Source organism: Nocardia stercoris (assembly GCF_003696265.1).
In the GTDB taxonomy this organism is placed as follows: Bacteria; Actinomycetota; Actinomycetes; order Mycobacteriales; family Mycobacteriaceae; genus Nocardia; species Nocardia stercoris.
Genome location: NZ_RFFH01000001.1, coordinates 683,394 through 704,072 on the forward strand (window position 1 = coordinate 683,394; position 20,679 = coordinate 704,072).

Sequence of the window (20,679 nt, forward strand, 5' to 3'; positions counted from 1 at the left end):
GTAAGGGAATCCGGGCCGCGCGGCTGGTGTCGGCACGCTGCCGCGACGCGAAGGACTGGACCGGAGTCGAGTCGGACGCTACTCTCGACTCGATGATGATTTCCTCTGATCGCAGATTGGGGGTCCCGTTCGTCCAAGGTGAGTGCTGATGCTCACTGCCGCGACGAACCGGGACGATTCCCGCCTTTCCTTCTGGCTGCGCGTGCGCGAATTCGCCGTGCCGCCGTCCATGATCGAGACCGCCACCGCTCGCCGTAGTGTCGGCGATTGGGTCGGTGCTTGTGCCGCAGCAGGTTTCGACGTCGATATCGACCTCCGTGCAGTGCGACGTACTCGGGGCCGCGAGCTCGCCGCCCGGGTGCGGGCAGACCTGCGGCACCTGGCGCCGGATCTGTTGCGATGGCATATGCCGCGGATCGCCCCGGACGGGCTGCTCCGGCCGGGGCTGACCATCGCATTGGCTCGATACGATCCACCCGAACTCGAAAGCCACTGCAGCCGAACCGATTCCCTGTACCTCGTGGCACGCACCGCACCCGCGTGGGCGGATGCGGGGCAGCGGATCAGCCTCGCGCTGTGGGACCGATCCCACACCGGGCCACCGGCCGGGCGGCATCCGCACGCCCGTCCGGACCGGCGTTTCCGCCTCGATCTACACCGCCACCTCTGGGATGCACGATGCAATGACGAGCTACTGATCCGTTCGGGGGCAGTGGAATTCGGTGTGGACTTCGGATCCGGCACACCGGCTGCCATGGCTACCGGAGAACTGCCTGCTGGGGTTGTCGGTGGGCTGTCTGTCGGACCTGAAAGGCCGAATTCCACCGCCTATGGTGGACCGATCACCCGGGCCGTAGCTGGGCTGCCGGAGCTACCTGATGGGTGTGCGGTCGGCACGTGGGCGGCCGAGGTGCGAACGTTGATTCGGGCCGACGGGCATCCCGGTCCGGTACTGGTGCGGTTGGGAGCGCGGCGGAGACTGGTGGTCGGGGTGGCATCCGGCGATGGCGATTCGCCGGAATTGGTTGTCCACCACCAATTTCCACGTGGTTCGGTTTCCTCGCTGCCGATCCTGCCCGAAGCGGCGACCTGGATGCTGCCCGATCTCGAACTGCTCCGTGCCGGTGCGATCACCGTCGATCGGCTGCATCCCCTTGTCGCACAGGCGCTCCGGCCGGTGGGCGTTCCTGCCGAGACCCGTTCGGCGGTGGGCTCTTCGGTTGCGCCGGGATCGGTGGAATGCCGGGGAGAACGGCACCGCATCGGGCTCGTCGACGGCGTGCTGTCCGCACTGGACCACGATCCCGACGAGCTCCGCCGTGAGGAACTTCTGGTTGCGCTGACCGGCACGCCGCTGCCCTGCCTGCAGGTCATCGACCGCGCCCACCGGAGGCCGGATTGTCTTGCCGCCGTGCGGGAAAGGTTGAACCACGGTGACATCGACGGTGCGCTGGCCGTGGTCGAGGAACTGCTCGGCCCAGCCGCGGCCCTGCGGGACGGCGCGCTCCGCGACGACCTGGAAGCCGTCGCCCGCCGCCGAATCACCTACGGCTTGTTCCGCGCCGGCTTGTCGACCCCCGGCCCCTGGCCGACCGAAGCCCATCGTCTCCGCCGCCGCAACCGCGGCCGCTCTCACCCACGTCTCGCCACCACTCGCTGATTGCCACAGTCTTTCGACCCGACCGTCCGTCCCGATCGACGCCGAGTCGGCGGCCCGCTGAGCCTGCCACGGGCAACCTTCGGCACCGACCATCCCTGTGATGCCCTACCGCCGCCCTCTCCGGTTTCCGTACCTCCCTCGGACGATCTGTCCGAGGCCCTCCGCGTTGATCACGCGATTCCCCTCGACCCAAAGGTGATTCATATGTCTGCTGACACTCTCTGTGCTTCCACCGCCGCTGCCCAGCTCGATGTCGCTGCCGAGCTGCTCGACCTCCTGGGCGCGGTGACCACCGAGCCGCGCCCCAATATTCAGCTGGAAGCGCTGACCTTGGCCGTCGCCGCCGACCTGCCGGTGCTGCTCTGGGGCCAACCGGGGATCGGGAAGACCGCCGCGTTGACTCAGCTCGCCGAGTCGCTGGATCTTCCGCTGACCACTGTGATCGCCAGTGTTCATGAGCCGTCGGACTTTTCGGGACTGCCTATCGTCGGGGACGATCCCGCTGTGCAGGGGGTGCCGATGGCGCCGCCGGATTGGGCGGTGCGGCTGGTGCGGGCGGGGCGCGGGCTGCTGTTCCTGGACGAGTTGTCGACGGCGCCGCCCGCAGTCCAGGCCGCATTGCTGCGGCTGGTGCTGGAACGCCGGATCGGGTCGCTGCAGCTGCCGCCGGGGGTCCGGATCGTCGCGGCGGCCAACCCGCGCTCCTCGGCGGCCGACGGTTGGGAGCTGAGCCCGCCGCTGGCGAACCGGTTCGTGCACCTGCAGTGGACCCATGAGCACGACGTGGTGGTGCGCGGCCTCGGCGGGACCTGGCCGCGGGCGACGCTCCCCACGTTGGACGCCGAAAAACTGACGGAGGCAGTGGAGTTCGCGCGTCGAGCGGTCTGCACGCTGCTCGGCGGGCGCCCGAAACTCGTCCATCAGATGCCGACCAGCGAGGCGCGCCGGGGCGGTGCCTGGGCATCGCCGCGCAGCTGGGACATGACGGTGCGGTTGATCGCGTTCGCCACCGCGGCAGGTGCCGAGCGGGACGTACTGTCCCTGCTCGTCCGCGGCGCCGTCGGCGACGGCCCCGGCTTCGAGCTCCTGACCAGCATCGACCGCATGGACCTGCCCGACCCGGAACTCCTGCTCGCCGATCCCGCCGCCGCCGAACTGCCCCGGCGCGGCGACCTCCGCCAGGCCGCACTCGACGCGGTGGTGGCCGCGGTCCGCCGGCGACCGGAGAAAGCCCGCTGGGACGCCGCCTGGGCACTGCTGGTCAAGGCCGCGGATTCCGGCGCACCGGACCTCGTAGTCGTCCCGGCCACCACCCTCGCCACCCTGCGCCGCGCCGACTGGACCGTCCCCGCCTCGATCGAACGCCTCGCGGGAATAGTGTCGGTTTCCCAGAGCGCCGACCGCGCCGCCGCCCGCGTCGTCGCACAGGTGGGCCGATGAGCCGCACCGGAGCAGTAGACCCGTTGCCCCGCACCAGCGTTACAGGTGACGCTCGAGCCTCGGCCACCAGCGAGTCTGGGCCGACGGCCTCGAACGGCGCGCGTGCCGCTGAGCTGCCGGGTTCGAAACCCGCAGCGGCACAGTCGGCCTCGTGTTCGCTCGACTTCGACAAGCTGTATGCCGCTCGGCTGTTCGCGGTGCGGGCACGACCGTATCTGGCTACCGCCCTGTACGCCCTGCACCTGGTGGAATCGAGCCGGGTGCCGACCATGGCGGTGGACCGCTACTGGCGGTGCTACGTGTCGCCCGCGTTCGTGCGGAGCCGGTCGGTCGAGGAGCTGGCTTCGGTTCTGGTGCACGAGGTTTCGCATCTGCTGCGGGACCACCATGGGCGCAGTGACCGGTTCGCGCGAGAGCACGGGCTCACCGGGCCGGGGGAGCGGCTGCGCATGAACCTCGCCGCGGACGCCGAGATCAACGACGACGTGTTCGGTGACGGGCTCGTGGTGCTCGACGACGCGGTTTTCCCGCAGACCCTGGGACTGCAGGCCGGCGGAACAATGGAGAGCTATCTGCGCGAGTTCCGGCTCGCGCCGGACCTGGGCGACCTGGCATGGCTGGACTGCGGCAGCGGCGCCGACGGTCTGGACCGGGAGTGGGAACTGGGCCCCGACGGCGCGGACGGGCTCAGCGCGCAGGAACGCGACGGGGTGCGATTCCGGGTGGCGCAGGCCGTTGTCGGGCGGCCCGGCGATGCCTCACGGAGTTGGCGGCGATGGGCGGAGGAGGCGCTGCACCCGCCGCAGCCGTGGCGGGCACTGCTGGCTGCCGCGGTCCGTTCCGCCACCGCGGCAGCCGGTTCCGGCGACGACTACACCTTCGGCCGGCCCGCCCGCCGGTCGGCTGGTGTACCCGGTGTCGTGCTGCCGAGTCTGCGGCGCACTCCGCCGCGGGTCAGCGTGCTCATCGACACCTCCGGATCCGTCAGCGACGTCGAATTGGGCAGTGCGCTACTGGAAACGGCGGCCGTCACCCGCGCGGTCGGTGGTCGCCGCGACCTGGTCACCGTCCTGTCGTGCGACGCCGCGGTCGGGCTCGTCCATCCGCTGTGCCGCGCCGAGGGGATACCGCTGGTGGGTGGCGGCGGAACCGATCTGCGCGCCGGTTTCACCAGAGCGCTACGCGCACAACCACGTCCGGATGTGCTGGTGGTGCTGACCGACGGCCAGACACCGTGGCCGGTCGCGCAGCCGGCGTGCCGGACCATCGTCGGATTGTTCCCCCGGTCGGGCTCTTGGAGCGAGAACGACCCGGACTATGTGCCGGATCGCCCACCGAGCTGGGCTCGGGTGGTAGAGATCGGCTGAGGACCCGGAACGCAGCTGTCGCGTTCACGCCGCCGCGTTCACAGCTCGTTTGCAGCAGATGCGGAGCGGGCACTAGGTACCGGTGTATACGCTGCGGCGGTCGAGGCGGTCCTTGGCGCGGGCTTTTGTGGACGGATGAGAGTGGTGGTCATGAGATTTCGGCATCTGACCGTGGCGGCGGTCACGGCCCTGGGTGCACTGTCGGTAACGGGCTCGGCGGGGGCCGACACGACCGGGCCGGATGTGTCCTCGTGGCAGCACGTCAACGGCACCGGGGTGGACTGGAAGCAGGTGCGGGCCTCCGGAAACCAGTTCGCGATGTTGAAGGCGACCGAGGGCCTGGGCTATCTCAACCCGTACTTCGTGCAGGACAGCCTGGCCATGCGGACGGCCGGAGTCGCCCGGGGCACATATCATTTCGCGCACCCCGAGCTGTCGCCGGAGTTGCAGGCCGTCTACTATTCCGCGCTCGTGCTCGGCCAGAACGGGCCCCTCGACCTGCCGCCCGTGCTGGACCTGGAGACCACCGGCGGATTGGCCGCGCCCGAACTCGCGGATTGGACGCACCGGTACCTGCGGACGGTGCAGTCGCTGACCGGCCGCACCCCGATCATCTACACCTATCCCAATTTCTGGCGGACCGCGATGGCCAACGCCACCGACTTCACGCAGTACCCGCTGTGGATCGCCGACTACAGCGGCAACGACGCTCCGGATGTCCCGGGCGGCTGGCCCACCTGGACCATCTGGCAGACCACCGATTCCGGCAACATCCCCGGCATCCCGGGCGCCACCGACGTGAACCAGTTCAACACCGCCGCAGCACCGTTCGCCACACTGGCCAACCTGGGCGGATCCGGCAGCGCGGGTAGTGCCGGGAGCGCGGGCAGCGCAGGCGGCTCGTAGCCGGGCGCGTCAAGCCCGTCCGTGGCGCAGTTCGTATGCGGCGCGCTCGACTTCGGCGCGCCGGCGCTCGGCGATGTCGGCGAGGTCGGGGTCGAGGCCGTGCTGGGTGAGGCGGTGGCGGCGGTAGACGTACATGAGGGCGACGGCGAAGTAGATGAGCGGCAGGTAGAGCAGCGCCATCATCGACAGGCCCACCCACAGCGGGGCGGGGACGAGCAGGAACAGGGCCAGCACCGGCAGGATCGGCACGAGGAATCGCGCCAGGTAGCGGGCGGCGGCGCCGCGGCCGGTGAGGTCCTCGATCACCCAGTCCGCCATCGACGGCGGCAGGGTGGCGCCGTAGATGTAGCGGATGCGCTGGACCGGGTCGGGTGTCTGGTTCATCGGTGCTCCCTCGATTCCGCTGCGCGCCGGGCGGCGGCATTGACGTCGGTGAGGACGTCGCGCAGGTGTTCCAGTTCGGCCAGGCTCACGCCGAGCCGGGCCACGACCGCCGGCGGGATGTTCTCCGCCTGTCGGCGCAGTTCGCGCCCCTCGGCGGTGAGGTCGATCAGCAGGTTGCGTTCGTCGCGCAGATCGCGGCGCCGGGAGACCAGCCCGGCCGACTCGAGTCGCTTGAGCAGCGGCGACAGGGTGGGTGGGTCCAGTTGCACGGCCTCACCGATCTCCTTGACCGACATCGGCGCCTCGCCCCACAGCGCCAGCATCACCAGATACTGCGGATGGGTGAGTCCGAGCGGTTCCAGCAGCGGCCGATAGACGGCGAGCACGGACCGATTGGCCACGGCCAGCGCGAAACACACCTGCTTCTCCAACCGCAGCGGATCGTCGACCGGGGTCTGTGTGCTCATGCGTACTAACTTACGACACGAATAGTTAATGCACAAACTATTAGCCTGTTAAGTGATGCGCGACACCACCGGCCGCGTCAGCTCACGGCTGCAAGACCAGCCGAATCGGGTTGCCCTGCTTGGATTCCAGCATCTCGACCGCCTTCGGCGCCTCGGCCAGCGGCAGCACCGCGGACACCGAGCGCGCGAAGTCGATCCGGTGCAGCCGCACCAGACGCACCAGCTCCAGCACGTGTTCGGGCTCGGAACCGTAATGGCCGCGCAACTGCTGTTCGAGGTAGCTGAACAGGGTGCCGTAGGTGATGGTGATCGGCTTGTCGGTGAGCCCGACCAGAGTCAGCCGGCCCTTCCGGCCCAGGCAGCTGATCGCCTGTTCGCGGACCGGCGGCACCCCGGCGAAATCGAAGGCCGCGTCCAGCCCGTTCCCGCCGGTCGCCTGCCGGATCTGGGTCGACAGATCGGGGTCGGCGGGGTCGAAGGCGAGGTCCGCGCCGAATTCCAGGGCGCGCTCGCGGGCCGCCGGCAGTGGGTCGACCGCGATCAGCGGCGCGGCACCGGCCAGGCGCAGCAGCTGGATGCCGTGGGCGCCGAGGCCGCCGACACCCCAGACGCCGACCGCTTCGGCGGGCCGCACCTGCGCGGTGGCGGTGATCGCGGCCCACGGTGTCGACACTGCGTCGGGAATGAAGCAGGCCTGTTCGAACGGGAGGTCGTCGGGGATCGGGACCAGGGTGTCGGTGGTGGCCACCGCGTATTCGGCCCAGCCGCCGTCGTAGTCGACGCCGCGGGTGTAAATGATCCCGTCGCGTTTCTCGCCGGCTTGCAGCAGTACGCGGTCGCCGACCGTGGCGGTGGCGCCGGGACCGAGCGCGTGCACCGTGCCCGCCACCTCGTGGCCGAGGGTCACGACGTCACCCTTCAGGTACAGCGGAGACAGTGAACCGCCGATGAGATGCACGTCGGACAGGCACACTCCGGCGGCCGCCACCTTGATCAGGACCTCACCGGGCCCCGGTTCGGGCGTCGGTATCTCGTCCATTTCCAGGTGGGGTGTGGGCTCGAGATGCAGTCGTCCGGCCAGCATGGTCATCAGCTCCTCCGGTGGTTCGGAACGGATTCAGCACACGCCCCGCAATCCTAATCCGGCGGGTGCCCGATCCGCCGCAACCGGCAGAGTTGATGAAAAGCGCTGTGCACCAGCTGGTTACACCGCGTCCTCCAGCAGGCTGCGGAGAACGCTGCCGATCTGAGTGACCGCCCGCTCGATGCTGCCGGTCGGCTGGAACAGGTGGCTCAGGGCCAGCCGCACCAGGATCTCGATCGTGGAGGTCAGTTCGTCGTCGTCGAGTCCGGGTAGCCGGTACTGCTCGCGCGCGACTGCCGTCAGCGCCCGGACGGCTCGGCCCAGGATGGGGTCGGGGTCGGAGATCAGGGCGGGCAGCAGCGTCGTATCGCTCTCGTTGCGCCCCGACAGCACGGCCTTCAGCAGTGGATTGTCGGCTCCGGTGCGGAGCGCGTACTCGGCGGCGGCGGTCATGCCGCCGGCCGGATCGTCCGGGTAGTCGACGAGCGTGGTGGCGATGCCGGTGAGGAACTCGTCGGTCTCGCGCGCGATCAGGGCGTCGGCGAGGTCCTGTTTGGTGCCGATCTCCTTGTACAGGACGGGCCGGCTGATCCCGACCGTCTTGGCCACCCGCGACATGTTGACCGCGCCCCAGCCTTCGGCGCACACGACATCGCGTGCGGCGTCGAGCATGCGGTCGCGCAGGAGGCGGCGCATCTCGGTCTGGAAGTTCGGCGATTCGGCCATCGGCTCATGGTACAGCCGATGCCGGAGTGCTGCACCGTTGACAACTAGGCCATAAGTGTATTCACTGAGTACAGATTGGCTTGAGTTGTAAACGGAGACGACAATGACGACATCCCGTATCGGCGACCCGAAGGAGATCGCGGCACCCCCGTGGCGCGACCGCAAACGCCACCTGTGGCTCTTCGGCCTGGTCGCACCCACCGCCGCCCTGCTCGCGACCGGCCTGGTCGGATTGTTCGACCTGCTCGGCTGGCAGGCGGCCGCGCCGGTGTGGTGGTGGCTCGGCCCGATCCTGATCTACATCGCACTCCCGATCCTCGACCGCTTCTTCGGCCCCGACGGCCAGAATCCCCCCGAGGAGGTCATGGAGCAGTTGGAGAACGACAAGTACTACCGCTACTGCACCTACGCCTACATCCCGCTGCAGCTGATCAGCCTGGGCCTGGCGTGCTATCTATGGTCGGCAACGGACCTGTCCTGGCTCGGCATCGACGGCGGGCTGAGCCTGGTCTCGAAGATCGGCCTGGCCTTCACCATCGGCGCGATGGGCGGCATCGGCATCAACACCGCGCACGAACTCGGCCACAAGAAGGACGAACTCGAACGCTGGCTGTCGAAAGTCACTCTGGCCCAGACCTTCTACGGTCACTTCTACATCGAGCACAATCGCGGCCACCACGTGCGGGTCGCCACCCCGGAGGATCCGGCCAGCGCCCGGTTCGGTGAGTCGCTGTGGGCGTTCCTGCCGCGCAGCATCTGGGGCAGCCTGCGCTCGTCCTGGGAGTTGGAGGCCGCGCGCCTGGCCCGAACGGGCAAGAGCCGCTTCTCCATTCACAACGACGTGCTCAACGCCTGGCTGATGTCGGTGGTGCTGTGGGGCGTGCTGATCGCGGTGTTCGGCCCGGTGATCGTGCCGTTCCTGCTGCTGCAGGCGGTGTACGGGTTCTCGCTGCTGGAGACGGTCAACTACCTCGAGCACTACGGCCTGATGCGGCAGAAGACCGCCGGCGGCCGCTACGTGCGCTGCGCCCCGGAGCACAGCTGGAACTCCGACCACATCGTCACCAACATTTTCCTGTACCACCTGCAGCGGCACAGCGACCACCACGCCAACCCGACCCGTCGCTACCAGACACTGCGCAGCATGGACGGTGCGCCGGAACTGCCCAGCGGGTACGCCAGCATGATCGGCCTGGCCTACCTGCCGCCGCTGTGGCGGCGGGTGATGGACCACCGCGTGCTCGACCACTACGCCGGCGATATCAACCTGGTCCACATCCAGCCCACGAAGCGCGCCCGGATCCTGGCGAAGCACGGGGTGGCCTGATGCCGGTATTGCGCTGCCCCGTCTGCGATTACGTCTACGACGAGCGCCGCGGTGCGCCTCGGGAGGGGTTCCCGGCCGGTACGCCGTGGGCGTCGATCCCGGACGACTGGTGCTGCCCGGACTGCGGGGTCCGGGAGAAGGTCGACTTCGAATCGGATCCCGGCGTGCTGTGATCGGCCCGTAGCGTCCGGGCCCGAATTCACTGCGGGCCCGGATTTTTCGGCAGCGACCCGGTGCTACGCCGGGGGCGGAGACGGCGAAGACCGTGACCGCGGCGGTGCGGCGTGTGCGCACCGCCGCGGGGTCCTACTTGCCGACTCCGGTGGCCAGGGCGAAGATTCGATCCAGGACGACGGTGGGGGTGAGGGCGACGGCCGCGACCTGCACCTTGCCCGCCACGCTCGGCACGTACCGGGCCCGCGGGCGCTTGGCCGTCAGTGCCTTCTCCACCACGGCCACAACCGATTCCACCGGCGCCGCGATCTTGGGGACCCACTGCGACATCCGGCGCAGACCCGCCAGGTGCACCCGGTAGAGGTCGCGCTCCTGCGCGCTGAGGCCGGCGGTGGTGTCGTCGACCATCTCGGTCGCGCCGAACCAGAGGTCGGTGGCGATCGGGCCCGGTTCGATCAGCGAGGTGTGAATTCCCCACGGCCGCAGCTCGACTCGCAGCGCATCGGCCATCCCCTCCAGCGCGAACTTGGAGGAGTTGTAGGCGCCCGTGCCGGGTGTCGAGATCCGTCCGCTCAGCGACGAGACGAAGACGATGCGCCCCTTGGACTCCCGCAGCCGGGGCAGTACCGCCTGTGTCACCGCCACCGCGCCGAAGACGTTGACCTCGAACTGGTTTCGCAGCTCGTCGGGCCGGATCAGTTCCACCGGGCCGTCGGCCACGATCCCGGCGTTGTTGACCACCGCCGTCAGATCCGCGGGCAGTACGGCGTCCAGGGCCGCGATCTGCTGGGCATCGGTGACGTCCAGCTGCACCGGCACGATCCGCGGATCCAGTGCGGTGAGCGCGTCGCCGTCGGACGGCTTGCGCACCCCCGCGTACACCTGCCACCCCTGCTGTGCCATGCGCAGGCAGACCGCCTTGCCGATGCCCCGGCCCGCGCCGGTCACCAAAACAGAGTTCATGCGCCGAGCCTAGTCGCGCACGCCGGTGACCCGGAGGCGGCGGACCGCCGCCGCCGACACGCCGCGCGATGTCCGGCATGCCGGGTTCGCCTCCTCCTGGATTCGTGTGGTCGGACAGCCCGGTCGGCGACTGCGGAGGTAGGTGCGATGGCAATGCGGATCCTGCGGACCGGCGTCCCGGTGGCCGTCGCCGGGCTCGCCACGCTGCTGGTGACCGCCGCGCCCGGCACCGCGGCCGGATACAACATCGTGAGCGTCACCGGCATGGACTCGTCCGCGCACCTGGTCTACATCTGCGATCCCGCCACCGACGTGGTCACCATCAGGGTCGGCGTCTATCCACAGCCGAACACCACCGACGCCGTCGCCCCGCGTGCGCCGCAGGCCACCGGCAGTCAGTCCGGCGCCGTCTGCGACGGAACGCCGCAGACCGCGACCGTGTCGGTGGGCGGCGCACCGCTGCCTGCCGAGCGCTGGGTGCGGGTGCGCGTCGCGCTGGTCACCGGGGCGGGCGTCACGGCCGTGAAGCAGACACGCAAGGTGCTGATGCCCTAGCGCGCGGCCGACACACCGAGCTGATGTCCGGCGGGCCGGGTTCGCCTCCCCCTAGATTCACCGATCGGGTGGGGGCGACACTCGATTCAGCGCAGCACGCGACGGCCCGGGGCCGCAATCCGCTGGTTGCGCCGAATCGTCAACGGCGACAACGGAGGCCAGATGCGAACAAGGGGAACGGCTCGGCGGACGCGGGTTCCGGTGGCGATCACAGCGGTCGTGCTGTCGGCGGTCGCCGTCGCGGGTCCGGCCGCCGCCGACGACACGGCCCCGGCCGGACTGGCCTTCTACACACCGTCCGCCGATCTGGTTGCGGGAGAACACGGTTCGGTGATCTGGATGCGCCCGATCGACGGCGATCCGGCGCTGCCCGGTGCCCGCAACTGGCTGGTGCTGTACCGGTCGGTGGACATGCAGGGGCAGCCGGTCGCGGTGTCCGGCACGGTCGCGGTGCCCGACGGGACACCGCCCGCCGGCGGCTGGCCGCTGATCTCGTGGGCGCACGGCACCACCGGCGTCGCGGACGTGTGCGCGCCGTCGCGCGACACCGGAACCGATTTCCCGGCCCACGACTACACCTCGCTGGTGCGCGAGACGCAGGCCCGCTTCGTCGCGGCCGGCTACGCGGTCGCCCAGACCGACTATCAGGGGCTCGGAACCCCCGGTGACCACGGCTATCTCATCGGCGAGGCCGAGCAGCGGGCGATCGCGGACATGGCGCTGGCCGCGCGCGAGGTGGCGCCCGAGATCGGTACCCGGTGGGCGGCGGTCGGGCACTCGCAGGGCGGGCAGGGCGCGATCTTCACCGCCGCCCTGGCCCAGCAGTGGGCGCCGCGACTGCAGTTGCTCGGCGCGGTCGCCGAGGCACCCGCTTCGCATATCGGGCTGATCGCGCAGGTCGGCCCGCTCGCGGCCGCCGCCCAGGTCGATGTGCTGCCGAAGGCATCGAATGCCTTCCTGCCGTTGATCATTCGTGGCGCGCAGACGGTGGCGGACATCGATCCGGCCCGGTTCCTGACCCCGCTCGGGCAGGATCTGCTGCCGCAGGCCGGGGATCGGTGCATCGCGCAACTGCGCGAGCCGGATTCGTGGGGTGGGCAGGGCGCCGGTGATCTGTTCCGCGCCGACGCCGACCCGTCCGCGCTGACCGCGGTGTTGAACGCCAACGACCCGAGCGGTCTCACGTTCACACCGCCGGTGCTGGTCGTGCAGGGCACCGCCGACACCACTGTTCCGGCGACGGGTACGGATGCGATGGTCGCCCAGCAGCGCCTCGCCGGGCAGCCGGTGGAGTACCGCACCTACGCGGGGATCGATCATCGGGGCATTCTCGCGGCCTCCTACTCTGAGGCCCAGGCGTGGCTGGATGCCCGGTTCGGGCAGTGATTTCCCGAACCTGCCCGTTCTGGACGAATGACCAGTAAGGTCGGTGGCGCGAAGTGAAGATCGCGGTGCCCGCGCGACGGCGAACAGCCGCCGCCGCGGGTCGCGGCGTGTGTGAAGGAGTACCCGTGACGATCCCTCGGCGCTCGGTCCTGACCGGGGCCGCGGCCCTCGGTGCCGCCACCGCGTTCGGCCGGCCCGCCCTGGCCGCCGCCCGACCGTTGCTGTCGCCCCGGCAGAGCGCGGACGGACAGGACTACCTGATCGGCACCGGCATCGCCGACATGACCGGCGCCATCGCCGGCCAGGGCATGATGGGCTACTCCGAGGCCGACCAGGTCGCCGAGGGCCTGCTCGCGCGCTGCTTCGCGCGGGCCTACATCATCGGCGACCGGGTCACCGGCGACCGGGTGGTCTTCGTCAACGCCGACATCGCGTGCCTGTTCCAGTCGGTGTACCAGGCCGTGCTGCGGCAGCTCGCCCAGCGCTTCGGGGACCTGTACACCGAGCGCAATGTGAACGTCAACGCGTGCCACAACCACAACTCCTGTGGTGGTACCGCCCGCGAATACGCGTATTCGCTTGCCGCGTACGGATTCCAGCAGAACTCCCACGACGCCGAGGTGGCGGGCATCGTCGCCGCGATCGTCGCCGCCCACGAGCGGCTCGCGCCCGGCACCATCCGGCTCGGGCACGGAGAACTCCACGACGCCAGCGCGAACCGCTCGCTGCAGGCCTTCGACCTGAACCCGGACGAGGACAAGAACGAGTTCCCGAACGCCATCGACCCGGCCGTCACTGTGCTCCGATTGAGTTGCGGCGGAGTCGATGTCGGTGCCATCACCTGGTTCGCCACCCATGGCACCTCGCTCACCGACAAGAACCGCCTGATCTCGATCGACAACAAGGGCTACGCGAGCTACCGCTGGGAACACGACGACAAGGGCCAGCGCTACCAGGACGGACTCGGGTTCGTCGCCGCGTTCCCGCAGACCAACGCCGGTGACATGACCCCCAACATCGGCCTCGGCAAATGGCATCCCAACGGGCCGACCGCCGACAACCGGGAGAACTGCGCCCTCATCGGTGAGCGCCAATATCAGGCCGGCCGAGCCGTTTTCGACACCGCCCAGCCGATGAGCGCCGGCGGTGTGGACGCGGTCGTGCGCTACATCGACCTCAGCGACATCGCCGTCGACGGCGCCTACACCCCCGACGGGCGGCCCGCGCGGACCACACCGGCCATGATGGGTGCCGCGGCGATGGCTACCAGCTCCGAGGACAACTGGTACACCCAGCTGCCGTTCCTGACCGAGGGCATGACGAACCCGGTGGTCGACGCACTGGGTGGCGCGGACGCGCCGATCGAGCAGTGGATGCGAGATGTGCAGGCGCCCAAGCTGATCCTCGCGCCGCTGGGCATCCTGCCGCCCCGGCCGTGGAACCCGCAGGTGATCGCGATCCAGATCATGCGCATCGGTGACCTGGTGCTGGCCGCCGGACCGGGGGAGTACACGGTGGTGTCCGGCCTGCGGATCCGCCGGATCGTGGCCCGCGCCATGAATGTTCCGGTCGAGAACGTGCTGGTGCAGGGATACGCCAACGGCTACAACGGCTACGTCACCACTCCCGAGGAGTACGTGTCGCAGCAGTACGAAGGCGGCGAGACCCTGTACGGCCGCTGGACGCTGTCGGCATACCTGCAGGAATTCGACCGGCTCGCGCAGGCTTTGGCCGCCCGGAACCTGCTCGACCGGGGACCCGCGCCGCTCGACTGGACCATCGGGCTGCAGCCGTCGCTGCTGCCCGCCGTGCCGCCGGACGTGCCGGTCGCCGGCAAGTGGTTCGGTGATCTGATCACGCCGCCGCAGGCGAACGCGCAGACCGGTGACACGGTCGCGGTGGAATTCGCCGGCGCCCACCCGAACAACGACTTCCATACCGGCGGTTCGTATTTCGAGGTGCAGCGCGCGGACGGGGACGGGTGGACCCGGGTCCACGACGACAACGACTGGTGCACCGAACTGCACTGGTCGCGGCCCGACGGTCAGCCCGCGGCCTCGATCGTGCGAATCCAGTGGACCGTCCCGGAGGGCACTACCGCGGGCAGCCACCGGATCGTGTACTTCGGCGACGCACGCGATCCCGGTGGAGTCGTGACGCCGTTCACCGCCACCTCGCCCGAGTTCGCGGTCGCCTGACCGGAACCGCTCGCCGGGGTCCCCGGTGTCGGATCGCCCCATCGGGCGGGGCGTGATGACGCGCGCCGCCAGGCCCGGCGTGGGCCGGGCTCAGCCCGTGGCGGATGTGCGGCCCGCGCGCAGTGCCGCGTAGCGCGGTTCCAAGCCCGCGACGAACGCGCCCATGGCGAGTTCGAAACTCTCCGAGTCGATTTCTTCTGCCCGGCCACGCAGCAGGTGGGCGCCCTGCTTCAGGTGCGGGTAACGGTCGTAGAGCGTGACGTCGTCGCTGAAGCCGCTGGAGAAAGAGCTCACCGTCGAGCCGACCACCACGTAGCGGGCGGCGGCGCCGATCATGGTGGCGGTGCGCGGCGGCCAGCCGGCCCGGACCAGGCCACCGTAGACGTCGTCGGCGACGCGCAGGTTTTCCTCGCGGGCGCCCGGGCCGGCGGCCAGGTAGGGCACGAAATTGGGGTGGCGGACCAGTGCCGCGCGGTAGGAGCGCGCCCAGTCCATCAGTGCCGTACGCCAATCCGCGGTGTCGAAGAAGGTGGTGTCGATATCGGCGGTGATGCCGTCGGCGATGTCGTCGAGCAGGTCGTCCTTGGTGGGGTAGTGGCCGTAGAGCGAGGCGGCCTGCACGCCGAGTTCGGCGCCGAGCTTGCGCATGGACAGGTCGGCGAGCCCGTCGCGGTCGATCAGGTCCAGCGCTGCGGTGCGGATGCGTTCGCGGCTGAGCAGTGGTACCCGGGGCCTGCCCATCGGGTCACCTCCTGCGCTGTCGAATCCGGCCTGGTCGCGGCCACGGTTGTGGCTCGGCCACGGTATCACCCGGGGCTGCGCGTGCCGTAATAACCGAACGCTGTTAGATTATCGGGCGCAGCGCCCGAAGCTCACAAGGAGAGACCCATGCGCAGGACCGTTTTCAACGAGGACCACGAGGCGTACCGCGAGACCGTGCGGGCGTTCATCGAGTCCGAAGTCGTCCCCGTCCACGACAAGTGGCTCGAGGACGGCATCGCGCCGCGCGAGTTCTACTACAAGCTCGGTGAGCTGGGCGTCTTCGGCATCGAGGTGGACGAGGAGTACGGCGGCGCCGGCATCGAGTCGTTCAAGTTCGAGGCGATCCTGCTCGAGGAGACCATGCGCGCGGGTGTGTCGCTGGGTGGCTCCGGCGTGCACGTCGGCCTGTGCCTGCCTTACCTGAAGAAGCTGGCCACCGACGAGCAGAAGAAGCGCTGGTTCCCGGGCTTCGTCAGCGGTGAGATCATGTTCGCCATCGCCATGACCGAGCCGGGCACCGGTTCCGACCTGGCCGGTATGCGCACCACCGCCAAGCTGTCCGAGGATGGCTCGCACTACGTGCTCAACGGTTCCAAGACATTCATCACCGGTGGTGTGCACGCCGACCGCGTGATCGTGTGCGCCCGCACCGCCGCGCCGCTGGAAACCGACCGCCGCCACGGCATCTCGCTGCTGGTCGTCGACACCAAGTCCGAGGGCTGGACCATCGGCCGCAAGCTGGACAAGATGGGCCTGCGGACCTCCGACACCGCCGAGCTGAACTTCACCGACGTGAAGGTCCCGGTCGAGGACCTGCTGGGTGAGGAGCACAAGGGCTTCTCCTACCTGGGCCAGAACCTGCCCCAGGAGCGCCTGTCGATCGCCGTCGGCGCCTACGCGCAGGCCAAGGCCGCCATCCGCTTCGCCAAGGAGTACACCCAGCAGCGCGCGGTGTTCGGCAAGCCGGTCGCCGAGTTCCAGAACACCAAGTTCGAGCTGGCCGCCTGTCAGGCCGAGGTCGACGCCGCCGAGGCGGTCGTGGACCGCGGTCTCGAGGCCCTCGACGCCGGTGAGCTGACCCCGGTCGACGCCGCGTCCGCCAAGCTGTTCTGCACCGAGGTCGCGCACCGCGTCATCGACCGCTGCCTGCAGCTGCACGGCGGCTACGGCTTCATCAACGAGTACCCGATCGCTCGCCTGTACGCCGACAACCGCGTCAACCGCATCTACGGCGGCACGAACGAGATCATGAAGACGATCATCGCCCGCGGCATGGGTCTGTAAGGACTTCCAGCACAACGACTGCGGCCGACCGGATTCGAATCCCGGTCGGCCGCAGTCGTTTTCGGATACCGGCCGCTGCCCTCGGATGCCGATCCGATTCGCCCACACCGTGATCGACGGCGCCGAGCCGCGCCGGCACGGGGCAGCCGCGGGTGCAATTGCCGCGAAACATCCCCACGTCGAAGTGGTGAACATCACATCAGATCGAATTGCGATGGCCCACGAAGGCATCGGGTCCGCCAGTCCATGACTGGGAATATTCCCGACAATGGGGATGTCAGCCACACACCGGCAAATCATCGGATGACACGTTATGGCGGCGGACTATCCAGCTCCCGCATTCAATGAGTGCGGAAAAATTCTCGAACTACGGCCGCGCGGAATATTTCCGAACCCCGTGCAACGGACGGCGAATCCGGGCACCGGCGCGGTTCCCCGCATCGCACCGCAACCGCCGCGGGCCGAAACAGCCTCGGAATCAGGGTGATCCGGCTCGACGGCAGGGCTACCCTGGCCCGGTCGGGTGAGTGTTACCCGGCACGCATCCGATGATGCGTCATTTATTTCGAGGAAGTGAGAACATGGGTTCCGGTGTGATCCAAAACCTCTCGACATTCAGCGGCGACGTCGGCCAGGCCGCGTGGCAAATCGTCGCGGACCTGATCTTCAATCTGGGCCCGACGGGATCGGCGGCCGGTGCCACCATTTCCAGCACCGGTGTGGCTATCTCGTCGATTCTGCCCTGACCGAATAATTCGTTTCTGCTATTGCGTCGTGCACGCATCTTTACTGCGAGGAAGTAACAACAATGGGAACTGGATCAGGCCTCGTCGACCTCGGCTCGGCACTGGGCGGCGCCGCATCCTCCGACCTGCTCACCGGCGGCAACGCACTCGTCTCCGGGCTCAGTAGCGGGCTGTCGAACACCGGCACCATGTTCTTCGGCGACGTGGGCGCGCTGCTGGGTGTCATCGGATCGTTCTCGGCGGTCGGCGGACCGGCAACCGCCTCCTAGCGCCTGGCACGAAAACAACTGCGGCCGACCGGGATTCGAATCCCGGTCGGCCGCAGTCGTTTTCGGACCTGTTCTACTTGGGCTTGGACGTGTACTCGCCCCACTTGTCGACTGCCTGTTCGAGGCTCAGTGCCGCGACGTCGGCGGGTGCCATACCAGCGGTGTAGATCAATCGTTGCGCCAGCCAATCCGGTACAGCTTCTCGGATCGGTTCCGGTGCAACCGAATCGGCGTCGACGCCGCGCCCGAGATGCAGCATCACATCGCTCAACTTGCTGAATTCGGGTAAACGGCTGGCTGCGGCGATAATTCGGGTCGTCGCCTCTGCGTACACCGCCGCGTCGGCACGCGCACCAACAGCCCAGATCTCGCAGATCTCGATTGTTGCCCGATCCACGACGCGGTACACGATTCGCCAAGTGTTCCTGCCGACTACGAGTTTGCGGAAACCCGTGAGCTCGCCGCCCAGCGGGTAGCCGGCCAGCGGGGATTCCTGTAGAAGGAGAACCTTTTTGAGGACTTTCGGAACTGCGTCCGGGCCGATTTTTCGGAGGTCGTCGATCGCTGCGTCGGTGAACAGGATCTCGGTCATCGGCTACTCGTCGTCGTCCTGTTCGGCGAGGGACTCCCGCGTTAATCCGAAGGCGGTCAGGACATCGTCGAGTGATGTTCTCCGCCCGGAATCCGTGGCTGCCCGCGCGAGTACCAGAGCCAGGTCGCGAAGGTCGGACTCCGCCTGGTCCAGTTCGGCCAGCCGGGCCATGCTGACGACTGCGGCCACCGGGCGATGGTGGCGCGTAACCACCAGGTCGGCGCCATGCTCGGCGTCGGCAACCAAGCCCGCCACGCCGCGCTGTGCCGCGTCGGTAACGCTCAGCTCACGGGTGTTCCGCAGGATTGTCATGTCTCAACTGTACAGAAAACTAGCTAGATTTTAAAGGGGTGGATGCTTCGCGGCAATTCCACGCCCGCCCGCGTCGGCACAGCGCGGCGTCGTCGATCACGATGTGGGCGAATCGGATCGGCATCCGAGGGCAGCGGCCGGTATCCGAAAGTGGATACCGGCCGTGGCGCGTTATCGCCCTCCGCTCACTGCGCCGACAGGCTGCTCACCAGTTGGCTCAGCATGGCGCCCATATTGCCCAGGCCCAGGCTGGTCAGAAGGTTCTGCAGGCCGACGGCGGGCTGGGCGGGGGCCGGTGGGGTGCAGGTGGGGGAGGTTTGGTCGAGGACGGTGACGGCGGTGGGGCCGATCAGGCTGGTGCCGGTGGATCCGGTGACCAGGAGCCACAGGTCGTGGGTGCCGCTGGTGGTGGGGGTCCAGCTGACGGTGGCGTCCTGGCCGGCGGTGGCGGTTTGCAGGGCGCCGATCGCGGTGGCCGTGGAGATGTTCGCGCCGTCGAGGAATTCGTACTGCGTGATGCCGACCGGGAAGTTCGCGGCCGAGACGGTCAGGTTATAGGTGCTGTTGGCACAGTAGGCGGTGGTGCCGCCGGTGGCCGAGACACCACCCGAGACGGTCAGCGGCGAGGTATCGGCGGCGGCGATGGTGGCCAGCGAGACGACCGCGAGTGCACAGGTGGAAGTGAGTAGCCCGGCCCGGACCACAGTAGGACGATTCATCATCTGCTCCTGGATCGCTGAGAACACACGAACATCTGTCGTCCCGAGTATCGCTGTGGTATTGCGCGCCGTTAGACCAAACCACCTCGGCCGGGCGGTTCGGGCGTAATGGCCGGGTCGGATTGCGCGGATTTCGCTGCGGTCAGTTCACGCTCACGTGGGCGCGAGCGAACGCACCGAGCTGCTGGTCGTCCAGATAGGGCAGCAGGTCGCGCTCGCCGATGGTGCCGATCAGCTGCCGGTCCTCCACGACGGGGAGGTGATCGACGCGATTGGTGTTCATGGTCTCGACCACTTCGGCGGCGTCGGCCTTGGAATCGACCCAGCGCGGGGTACCGCTGTGGCAGAGCATGCCGACCGTGGTGCGATCCGGCGGCAGATTGGCCGCCAGGCAGCGCAGCACGATGTCACGGTAGGTGATGATCCCGCACATGCGGTCGTTCTCGTCGGCCACGACCAGGGCGTCGAGCCCTCGCGCGGCCATGATCCGCGCGGCATTGGTCACGGTCTGTTCCTTGGATATCCACTGGGCACCGGGTCGCATGAGGTCCCTGGCGGTCGTCATCACTGCGCCTCCTCGGGGTGGTGGCACTGCTTGTCGAATAGGTGGACATCCATATTCTTCGCCGCGCTACCGTGGCGAGCAAGGTACGGCCACCCAGCCGCACAGGCCTCAGGGCAGCGGCTGGGCGTCCCGCTGGCGCAGCAGGTAGGCCATGAGCCCGGCCTCCTCGCTCTGGGTGGCCAGCATGCCGCGGATCGATTCCTTCACCGCGCCCTTGGTGACGATCGCGTCAGCGGCCTTGGCCATGCTGATCCCGCCCAGATGGTGGCGGTACATCAGTTGCAGGAACAGCACGTCCGCGTCCCGGCCGCGCGCGGCGCTCAGCTTGTCCAACTCGGCCTGACTGGCCATGCCGGGCATGGCCGCGACCGCCATCCCCGGCATGGCCGTCCCGGAGCTCGGCGCAGTCCCGTGGCGGTCGGCGACGGCGTCGGGCGAGTCGTGCATCCACGCCATGGGATGCGCGGAGGTGGGGGAGACATTGGCCAGCCGCAGCCAGCCCAGCATGGTGCCGACCTCGAGTTCCTGGGCCTGCATGATCTGGTTCGCCAGCTGCCGCACCCCGGGATCGGCACTCGGGTCCAGCCGCTGCGCCAACAGGATCGCCTGCTGGTGGTGGGTGCTCATGTCCTGCGCGAACCCGATCTCGTCTGCCGTGAGAATCGGTGCGGGCGAAGGATGTTCGGGCACGATCAGCGGGCGCAGCGCGGCGCCCATCACCAGCAGCACGAGCGCGGTCATCAGATAGGCGGCGGGCCGCAGCGCCCGGCCGCCCCACGTCGGTAGCCGCACG

23 protein-coding genes are annotated in these 20,679 nt (G+C 68.8%); 12 read left to right on the plus strand and 11 right to left on the minus strand.

Annotated elements, in window-relative coordinates:
• Positions 1 to 991 precede the first annotated feature (991 nt).
• The 4 genes from EBN03_RS35730 to EBN03_RS02930 all read left to right on the plus strand — a co-directional run bounded on the left by EBN03_RS35730 (position 992) and on the right by EBN03_RS02930 (position 5,373).
• Positions 992 to 1,660, plus strand: a complete 669-nt coding sequence (locus tag EBN03_RS35730; RefSeq protein ID WP_407671072.1) for a hypothetical protein — start codon at positions 992 to 994, stop codon at positions 1,658 to 1,660.
• A gap of 204 nt (positions 1,661 to 1,864) precedes the next feature.
• A complete protein-coding gene (locus tag EBN03_RS02920) occupies positions 1,865 to 3,100 on the plus strand; it encodes an AAA family ATPase (protein ID WP_122186230.1) in 1,236 nt (411 codons plus the stop codon).
• Positions 3,097 to 4,467: a vWA domain-containing protein gene (locus tag EBN03_RS02925; RefSeq protein WP_122186231.1), complete on the plus strand. Its 1,371-nt coding sequence runs from the start codon at positions 3,097 to 3,099 to the stop codon at positions 4,465 to 4,467. The genes EBN03_RS02920 and EBN03_RS02925 overlap by 4 nt, the downstream gene beginning before the upstream one ends.
• Positions 4,468 to 4,617: 150 nt before the next feature.
• On the plus strand, positions 4,618 to 5,373 hold the full coding sequence (locus EBN03_RS02930) for a glycoside hydrolase family 25 protein (protein WP_233608076.1): 756 nt from the start codon (positions 4,618 to 4,620) through the stop codon (positions 5,371 to 5,373).
• A 9-nt stretch (positions 5,374 to 5,382) separates the two neighbouring features.
• Here EBN03_RS02930 and EBN03_RS02935 read toward each other — a convergent pair whose 3' ends face one another.
• The 4 genes from EBN03_RS02935 to EBN03_RS02950 all read right to left on the minus strand — a co-directional run bounded on the left by EBN03_RS02935 (position 5,383) and on the right by EBN03_RS02950 (position 8,034).
• A complete protein-coding gene (locus EBN03_RS02935; protein WP_122186233.1) occupies positions 5,383 to 5,757 on the minus strand; it encodes a DUF5313 family protein in 375 nt (124 codons plus the stop codon).
• The gene (locus EBN03_RS02940) at positions 5,754 to 6,224 is read right to left on the minus strand and encodes a MarR family winged helix-turn-helix transcriptional regulator (RefSeq protein ID WP_122186234.1); all 471 of its coding nucleotides are present in this window, start codon (positions 6,222 to 6,224) and stop codon (positions 5,754 to 5,756) included. The genes EBN03_RS02935 and EBN03_RS02940 overlap by 4 nt, the downstream gene beginning before the upstream one ends.
• Before the next feature lie 82 nt (positions 6,225 to 6,306).
• On the minus strand, positions 6,307 to 7,314 hold the full coding sequence (locus tag EBN03_RS02945) for a zinc-binding dehydrogenase (protein ID WP_233608077.1): 1,008 nt from the start codon (positions 7,312 to 7,314) through the stop codon (positions 6,307 to 6,309).
• Positions 7,315 to 7,428: 114 nt separating this feature from the next.
• Positions 7,429 to 8,034, minus strand: a complete 606-nt coding sequence (locus tag EBN03_RS02950) for a TetR/AcrR family transcriptional regulator (RefSeq protein ID WP_122186236.1) — start codon at positions 8,032 to 8,034, stop codon at positions 7,429 to 7,431.
• A gap of 103 nt (positions 8,035 to 8,137) precedes the next feature.
• On the opposite strand from EBN03_RS02950, the gene EBN03_RS02955 reads away from it, so the two are divergent.
• Together EBN03_RS02955 and EBN03_RS02960 are read left to right on the plus strand one after the other, a co-directional pair.
• Positions 8,138 to 9,361, plus strand: coding sequence for an alkane 1-monooxygenase (locus tag EBN03_RS02955; RefSeq protein WP_122186237.1), 1,224 nt, complete (start codon positions 8,138 to 8,140; stop codon positions 9,359 to 9,361).
• Positions 9,361 to 9,534 (plus strand): rubredoxin, encoded by a 174-nt coding sequence (locus EBN03_RS02960; RefSeq protein ID WP_122186238.1) that lies wholly within the window; start codon positions 9,361 to 9,363, stop codon positions 9,532 to 9,534. Before EBN03_RS02955 ends, EBN03_RS02960 begins: the two co-directional genes overlap by 1 nt.
• A gap of 133 nt (positions 9,535 to 9,667) precedes the next feature.
• Here EBN03_RS02960 and EBN03_RS02965 read toward each other — a convergent pair whose 3' ends face one another.
• Positions 9,668 to 10,498: an SDR family oxidoreductase gene (locus EBN03_RS02965; protein WP_122186239.1), complete on the minus strand. Its 831-nt coding sequence runs from the start codon at positions 10,496 to 10,498 to the stop codon at positions 9,668 to 9,670.
• 147 nt (positions 10,499 to 10,645) lie between these two features.
• On the opposite strand from EBN03_RS02965, the gene EBN03_RS02970 reads away from it, so the two are divergent.
• From EBN03_RS02970 to EBN03_RS02980, 3 genes are all read left to right on the plus strand, one after another.
• Positions 10,646 to 11,053 carry a hypothetical protein gene (locus EBN03_RS02970; RefSeq protein WP_122186240.1) on the plus strand — a complete coding sequence of 136 codons (408 nt, stop codon included), beginning with the start codon at positions 10,646 to 10,648 and terminating at the stop codon, positions 11,051 to 11,053.
• A 201-nt stretch (positions 11,054 to 11,254) separates the two neighbouring features.
• On the plus strand, positions 11,255 to 12,439 hold the full coding sequence (locus EBN03_RS02975; protein WP_158675516.1) for an alpha/beta hydrolase family protein: 1,185 nt from the start codon (positions 11,255 to 11,257) through the stop codon (positions 12,437 to 12,439).
• A gap of 125 nt (positions 12,440 to 12,564) precedes the next feature.
• Entirely contained in the window at positions 12,565 to 14,637 is a 2,073-nt protein-coding gene (locus tag EBN03_RS02980; protein ID WP_122186772.1) for a neutral/alkaline ceramidase, read from the plus strand.
• Positions 14,638 to 14,727: 90 nt separating this feature from the next.
• Here the strand turns inward: EBN03_RS02980 and EBN03_RS02985 are convergent, their stop codons facing one another.
• A complete protein-coding gene (locus tag EBN03_RS02985) occupies positions 14,728 to 15,378 on the minus strand; it encodes a TetR/AcrR family transcriptional regulator (RefSeq protein ID WP_122186242.1) in 651 nt (216 codons plus the stop codon).
• 147 nt (positions 15,379 to 15,525) lie between these two features.
• On the opposite strand from EBN03_RS02985, the gene EBN03_RS02990 reads away from it, so the two are divergent.
• From EBN03_RS02990 to EBN03_RS02995, 3 genes are all read left to right on the plus strand, one after another.
• Positions 15,526 to 16,683 (plus strand): acyl-CoA dehydrogenase family protein, encoded by a 1,158-nt coding sequence (locus tag EBN03_RS02990; protein ID WP_122186243.1) that lies wholly within the window; start codon positions 15,526 to 15,528, stop codon positions 16,681 to 16,683.
• Positions 16,684 to 17,264: 581 nt separating this feature from the next.
• Positions 17,265 to 17,429, plus strand: coding sequence for a hypothetical protein (locus EBN03_RS33985; protein ID WP_158675517.1), 165 nt, complete (start codon positions 17,265 to 17,267; stop codon positions 17,427 to 17,429).
• A gap of 62 nt (positions 17,430 to 17,491) precedes the next feature.
• Complete coding sequence (locus EBN03_RS02995) at positions 17,492 to 17,698, plus strand: hypothetical protein (RefSeq protein WP_122186244.1); 207 nt, start codon at positions 17,492 to 17,494, stop codon at positions 17,696 to 17,698.
• 73 nt (positions 17,699 to 17,771) lie between these two features.
• On the opposite strand, the gene EBN03_RS03000 is transcribed toward EBN03_RS02995, so the two are convergent.
• The 5 genes from EBN03_RS03000 to EBN03_RS03020 all read right to left on the minus strand — a co-directional run bounded on the left by EBN03_RS03000 (position 17,772) and on the right by EBN03_RS03020 (position 20,678).
• Complete coding sequence (locus EBN03_RS03000) at positions 17,772 to 18,290, minus strand: type II toxin-antitoxin system RelE/ParE family toxin (RefSeq protein ID WP_122186245.1); 519 nt, start codon at positions 18,288 to 18,290, stop codon at positions 17,772 to 17,774.
• 3 nt (positions 18,291 to 18,293) lie between these two features.
• A complete protein-coding gene (locus EBN03_RS03005; protein ID WP_122186246.1) occupies positions 18,294 to 18,602 on the minus strand; it encodes a type II toxin-antitoxin system prevent-host-death family antitoxin in 309 nt (102 codons plus the stop codon).
• A gap of 185 nt (positions 18,603 to 18,787) precedes the next feature.
• The gene (locus EBN03_RS35455) at positions 18,788 to 19,321 is read right to left on the minus strand and encodes a hypothetical protein (RefSeq protein WP_147471441.1); all 534 of its coding nucleotides are present in this window, start codon (positions 19,319 to 19,321) and stop codon (positions 18,788 to 18,790) included.
• 142 nt (positions 19,322 to 19,463) lie between these two features.
• Positions 19,464 to 19,886 carry a CBS domain-containing protein gene (locus tag EBN03_RS03015; protein ID WP_122186248.1) on the minus strand — a complete coding sequence of 141 codons (423 nt, stop codon included), beginning with the start codon at positions 19,884 to 19,886 and terminating at the stop codon, positions 19,464 to 19,466.
• A gap of 108 nt (positions 19,887 to 19,994) precedes the next feature.
• Positions 19,995 to 20,678 (minus strand): DUF305 domain-containing protein, encoded by a 684-nt coding sequence (locus tag EBN03_RS03020; protein WP_407671073.1) that lies wholly within the window; start codon positions 20,676 to 20,678, stop codon positions 19,995 to 19,997.
• Between the last annotated feature and the right edge of the window lies 1 nt (position 20,679).

Bases quoted from the DNA above. Each gene is read 5' to 3' on its own strand.
- EBN03_RS02920 (WP_122186230.1), top strand. From the start codon at position 1,865: ATGTCTGCTGACACTCTCTGTGCTTCCACCGCCGCTGCCCAGCTCGAT.
- EBN03_RS02925 (WP_122186231.1), top strand. From the start codon at position 3,097: ATGAGCCGCACCGGAGCAGTAGACCCGTTGCCCCGCACCAGCGTTACA.
- EBN03_RS02930 (WP_233608076.1), top strand. From the start codon at position 4,618: ATGAGATTTCGGCATCTGACCGTGGCGGCGGTCACGGCCCTGGGTGCA.
- EBN03_RS02935 (WP_122186233.1), bottom strand. From the start codon at position 5,757: ATGAACCAGACACCCGACCCGGTCCAGCGCATCCGCTACATCTACGGC.
- EBN03_RS02940 (WP_122186234.1), bottom strand. From the start codon at position 6,224: ATGAGCACACAGACCCCGGTCGACGATCCGCTGCGGTTGGAGAAGCAG.
- EBN03_RS02945 (WP_233608077.1), bottom strand. From the start codon at position 7,314: ATGACCATGCTGGCCGGACGACTGCATCTCGAGCCCACACCCCACCTG.
- EBN03_RS02950 (WP_122186236.1), bottom strand. From the start codon at position 8,034: ATGGCCGAATCGCCGAACTTCCAGACCGAGATGCGCCGCCTCCTGCGC.
- EBN03_RS02955 (WP_122186237.1), top strand. From the start codon at position 8,138: ATGACGACATCCCGTATCGGCGACCCGAAGGAGATCGCGGCACCCCCG.
- EBN03_RS02960 (WP_122186238.1), top strand. From the start codon at position 9,361: ATGCCGGTATTGCGCTGCCCCGTCTGCGATTACGTCTACGACGAGCGC.
- EBN03_RS02965 (WP_122186239.1), bottom strand. From the start codon at position 10,498: ATGAACTCTGTTTTGGTGACCGGCGCGGGCCGGGGCATCGGCAAGGCG.
- EBN03_RS02970 (WP_122186240.1), top strand. From the start codon at position 10,646: ATGGCAATGCGGATCCTGCGGACCGGCGTCCCGGTGGCCGTCGCCGGG.
- EBN03_RS02985 (WP_122186242.1), bottom strand. From the start codon at position 15,378: ATGGGCAGGCCCCGGGTACCACTGCTCAGCCGCGAACGCATCCGCACC.
- EBN03_RS02990 (WP_122186243.1), top strand. From the start codon at position 15,526: ATGCGCAGGACCGTTTTCAACGAGGACCACGAGGCGTACCGCGAGACC.
- EBN03_RS33985 (WP_158675517.1), top strand. From the start codon at position 17,265: ATGGGTTCCGGTGTGATCCAAAACCTCTCGACATTCAGCGGCGACGTC.
- EBN03_RS02995 (WP_122186244.1), top strand. From the start codon at position 17,492: ATGGGAACTGGATCAGGCCTCGTCGACCTCGGCTCGGCACTGGGCGGC.
- EBN03_RS03000 (WP_122186245.1), bottom strand. From the start codon at position 18,290: ATGACCGAGATCCTGTTCACCGACGCAGCGATCGACGACCTCCGAAAA.
- EBN03_RS03005 (WP_122186246.1), bottom strand. From the start codon at position 18,602: ATGACAATCCTGCGGAACACCCGTGAGCTGAGCGTTACCGACGCGGCA.
- EBN03_RS35455 (WP_147471441.1), bottom strand. From the start codon at position 19,321: ATGAATCGTCCTACTGTGGTCCGGGCCGGGCTACTCACTTCCACCTGT.
- EBN03_RS03015 (WP_122186248.1), bottom strand. From the start codon at position 19,886: ATGACGACCGCCAGGGACCTCATGCGACCCGGTGCCCAGTGGATATCC.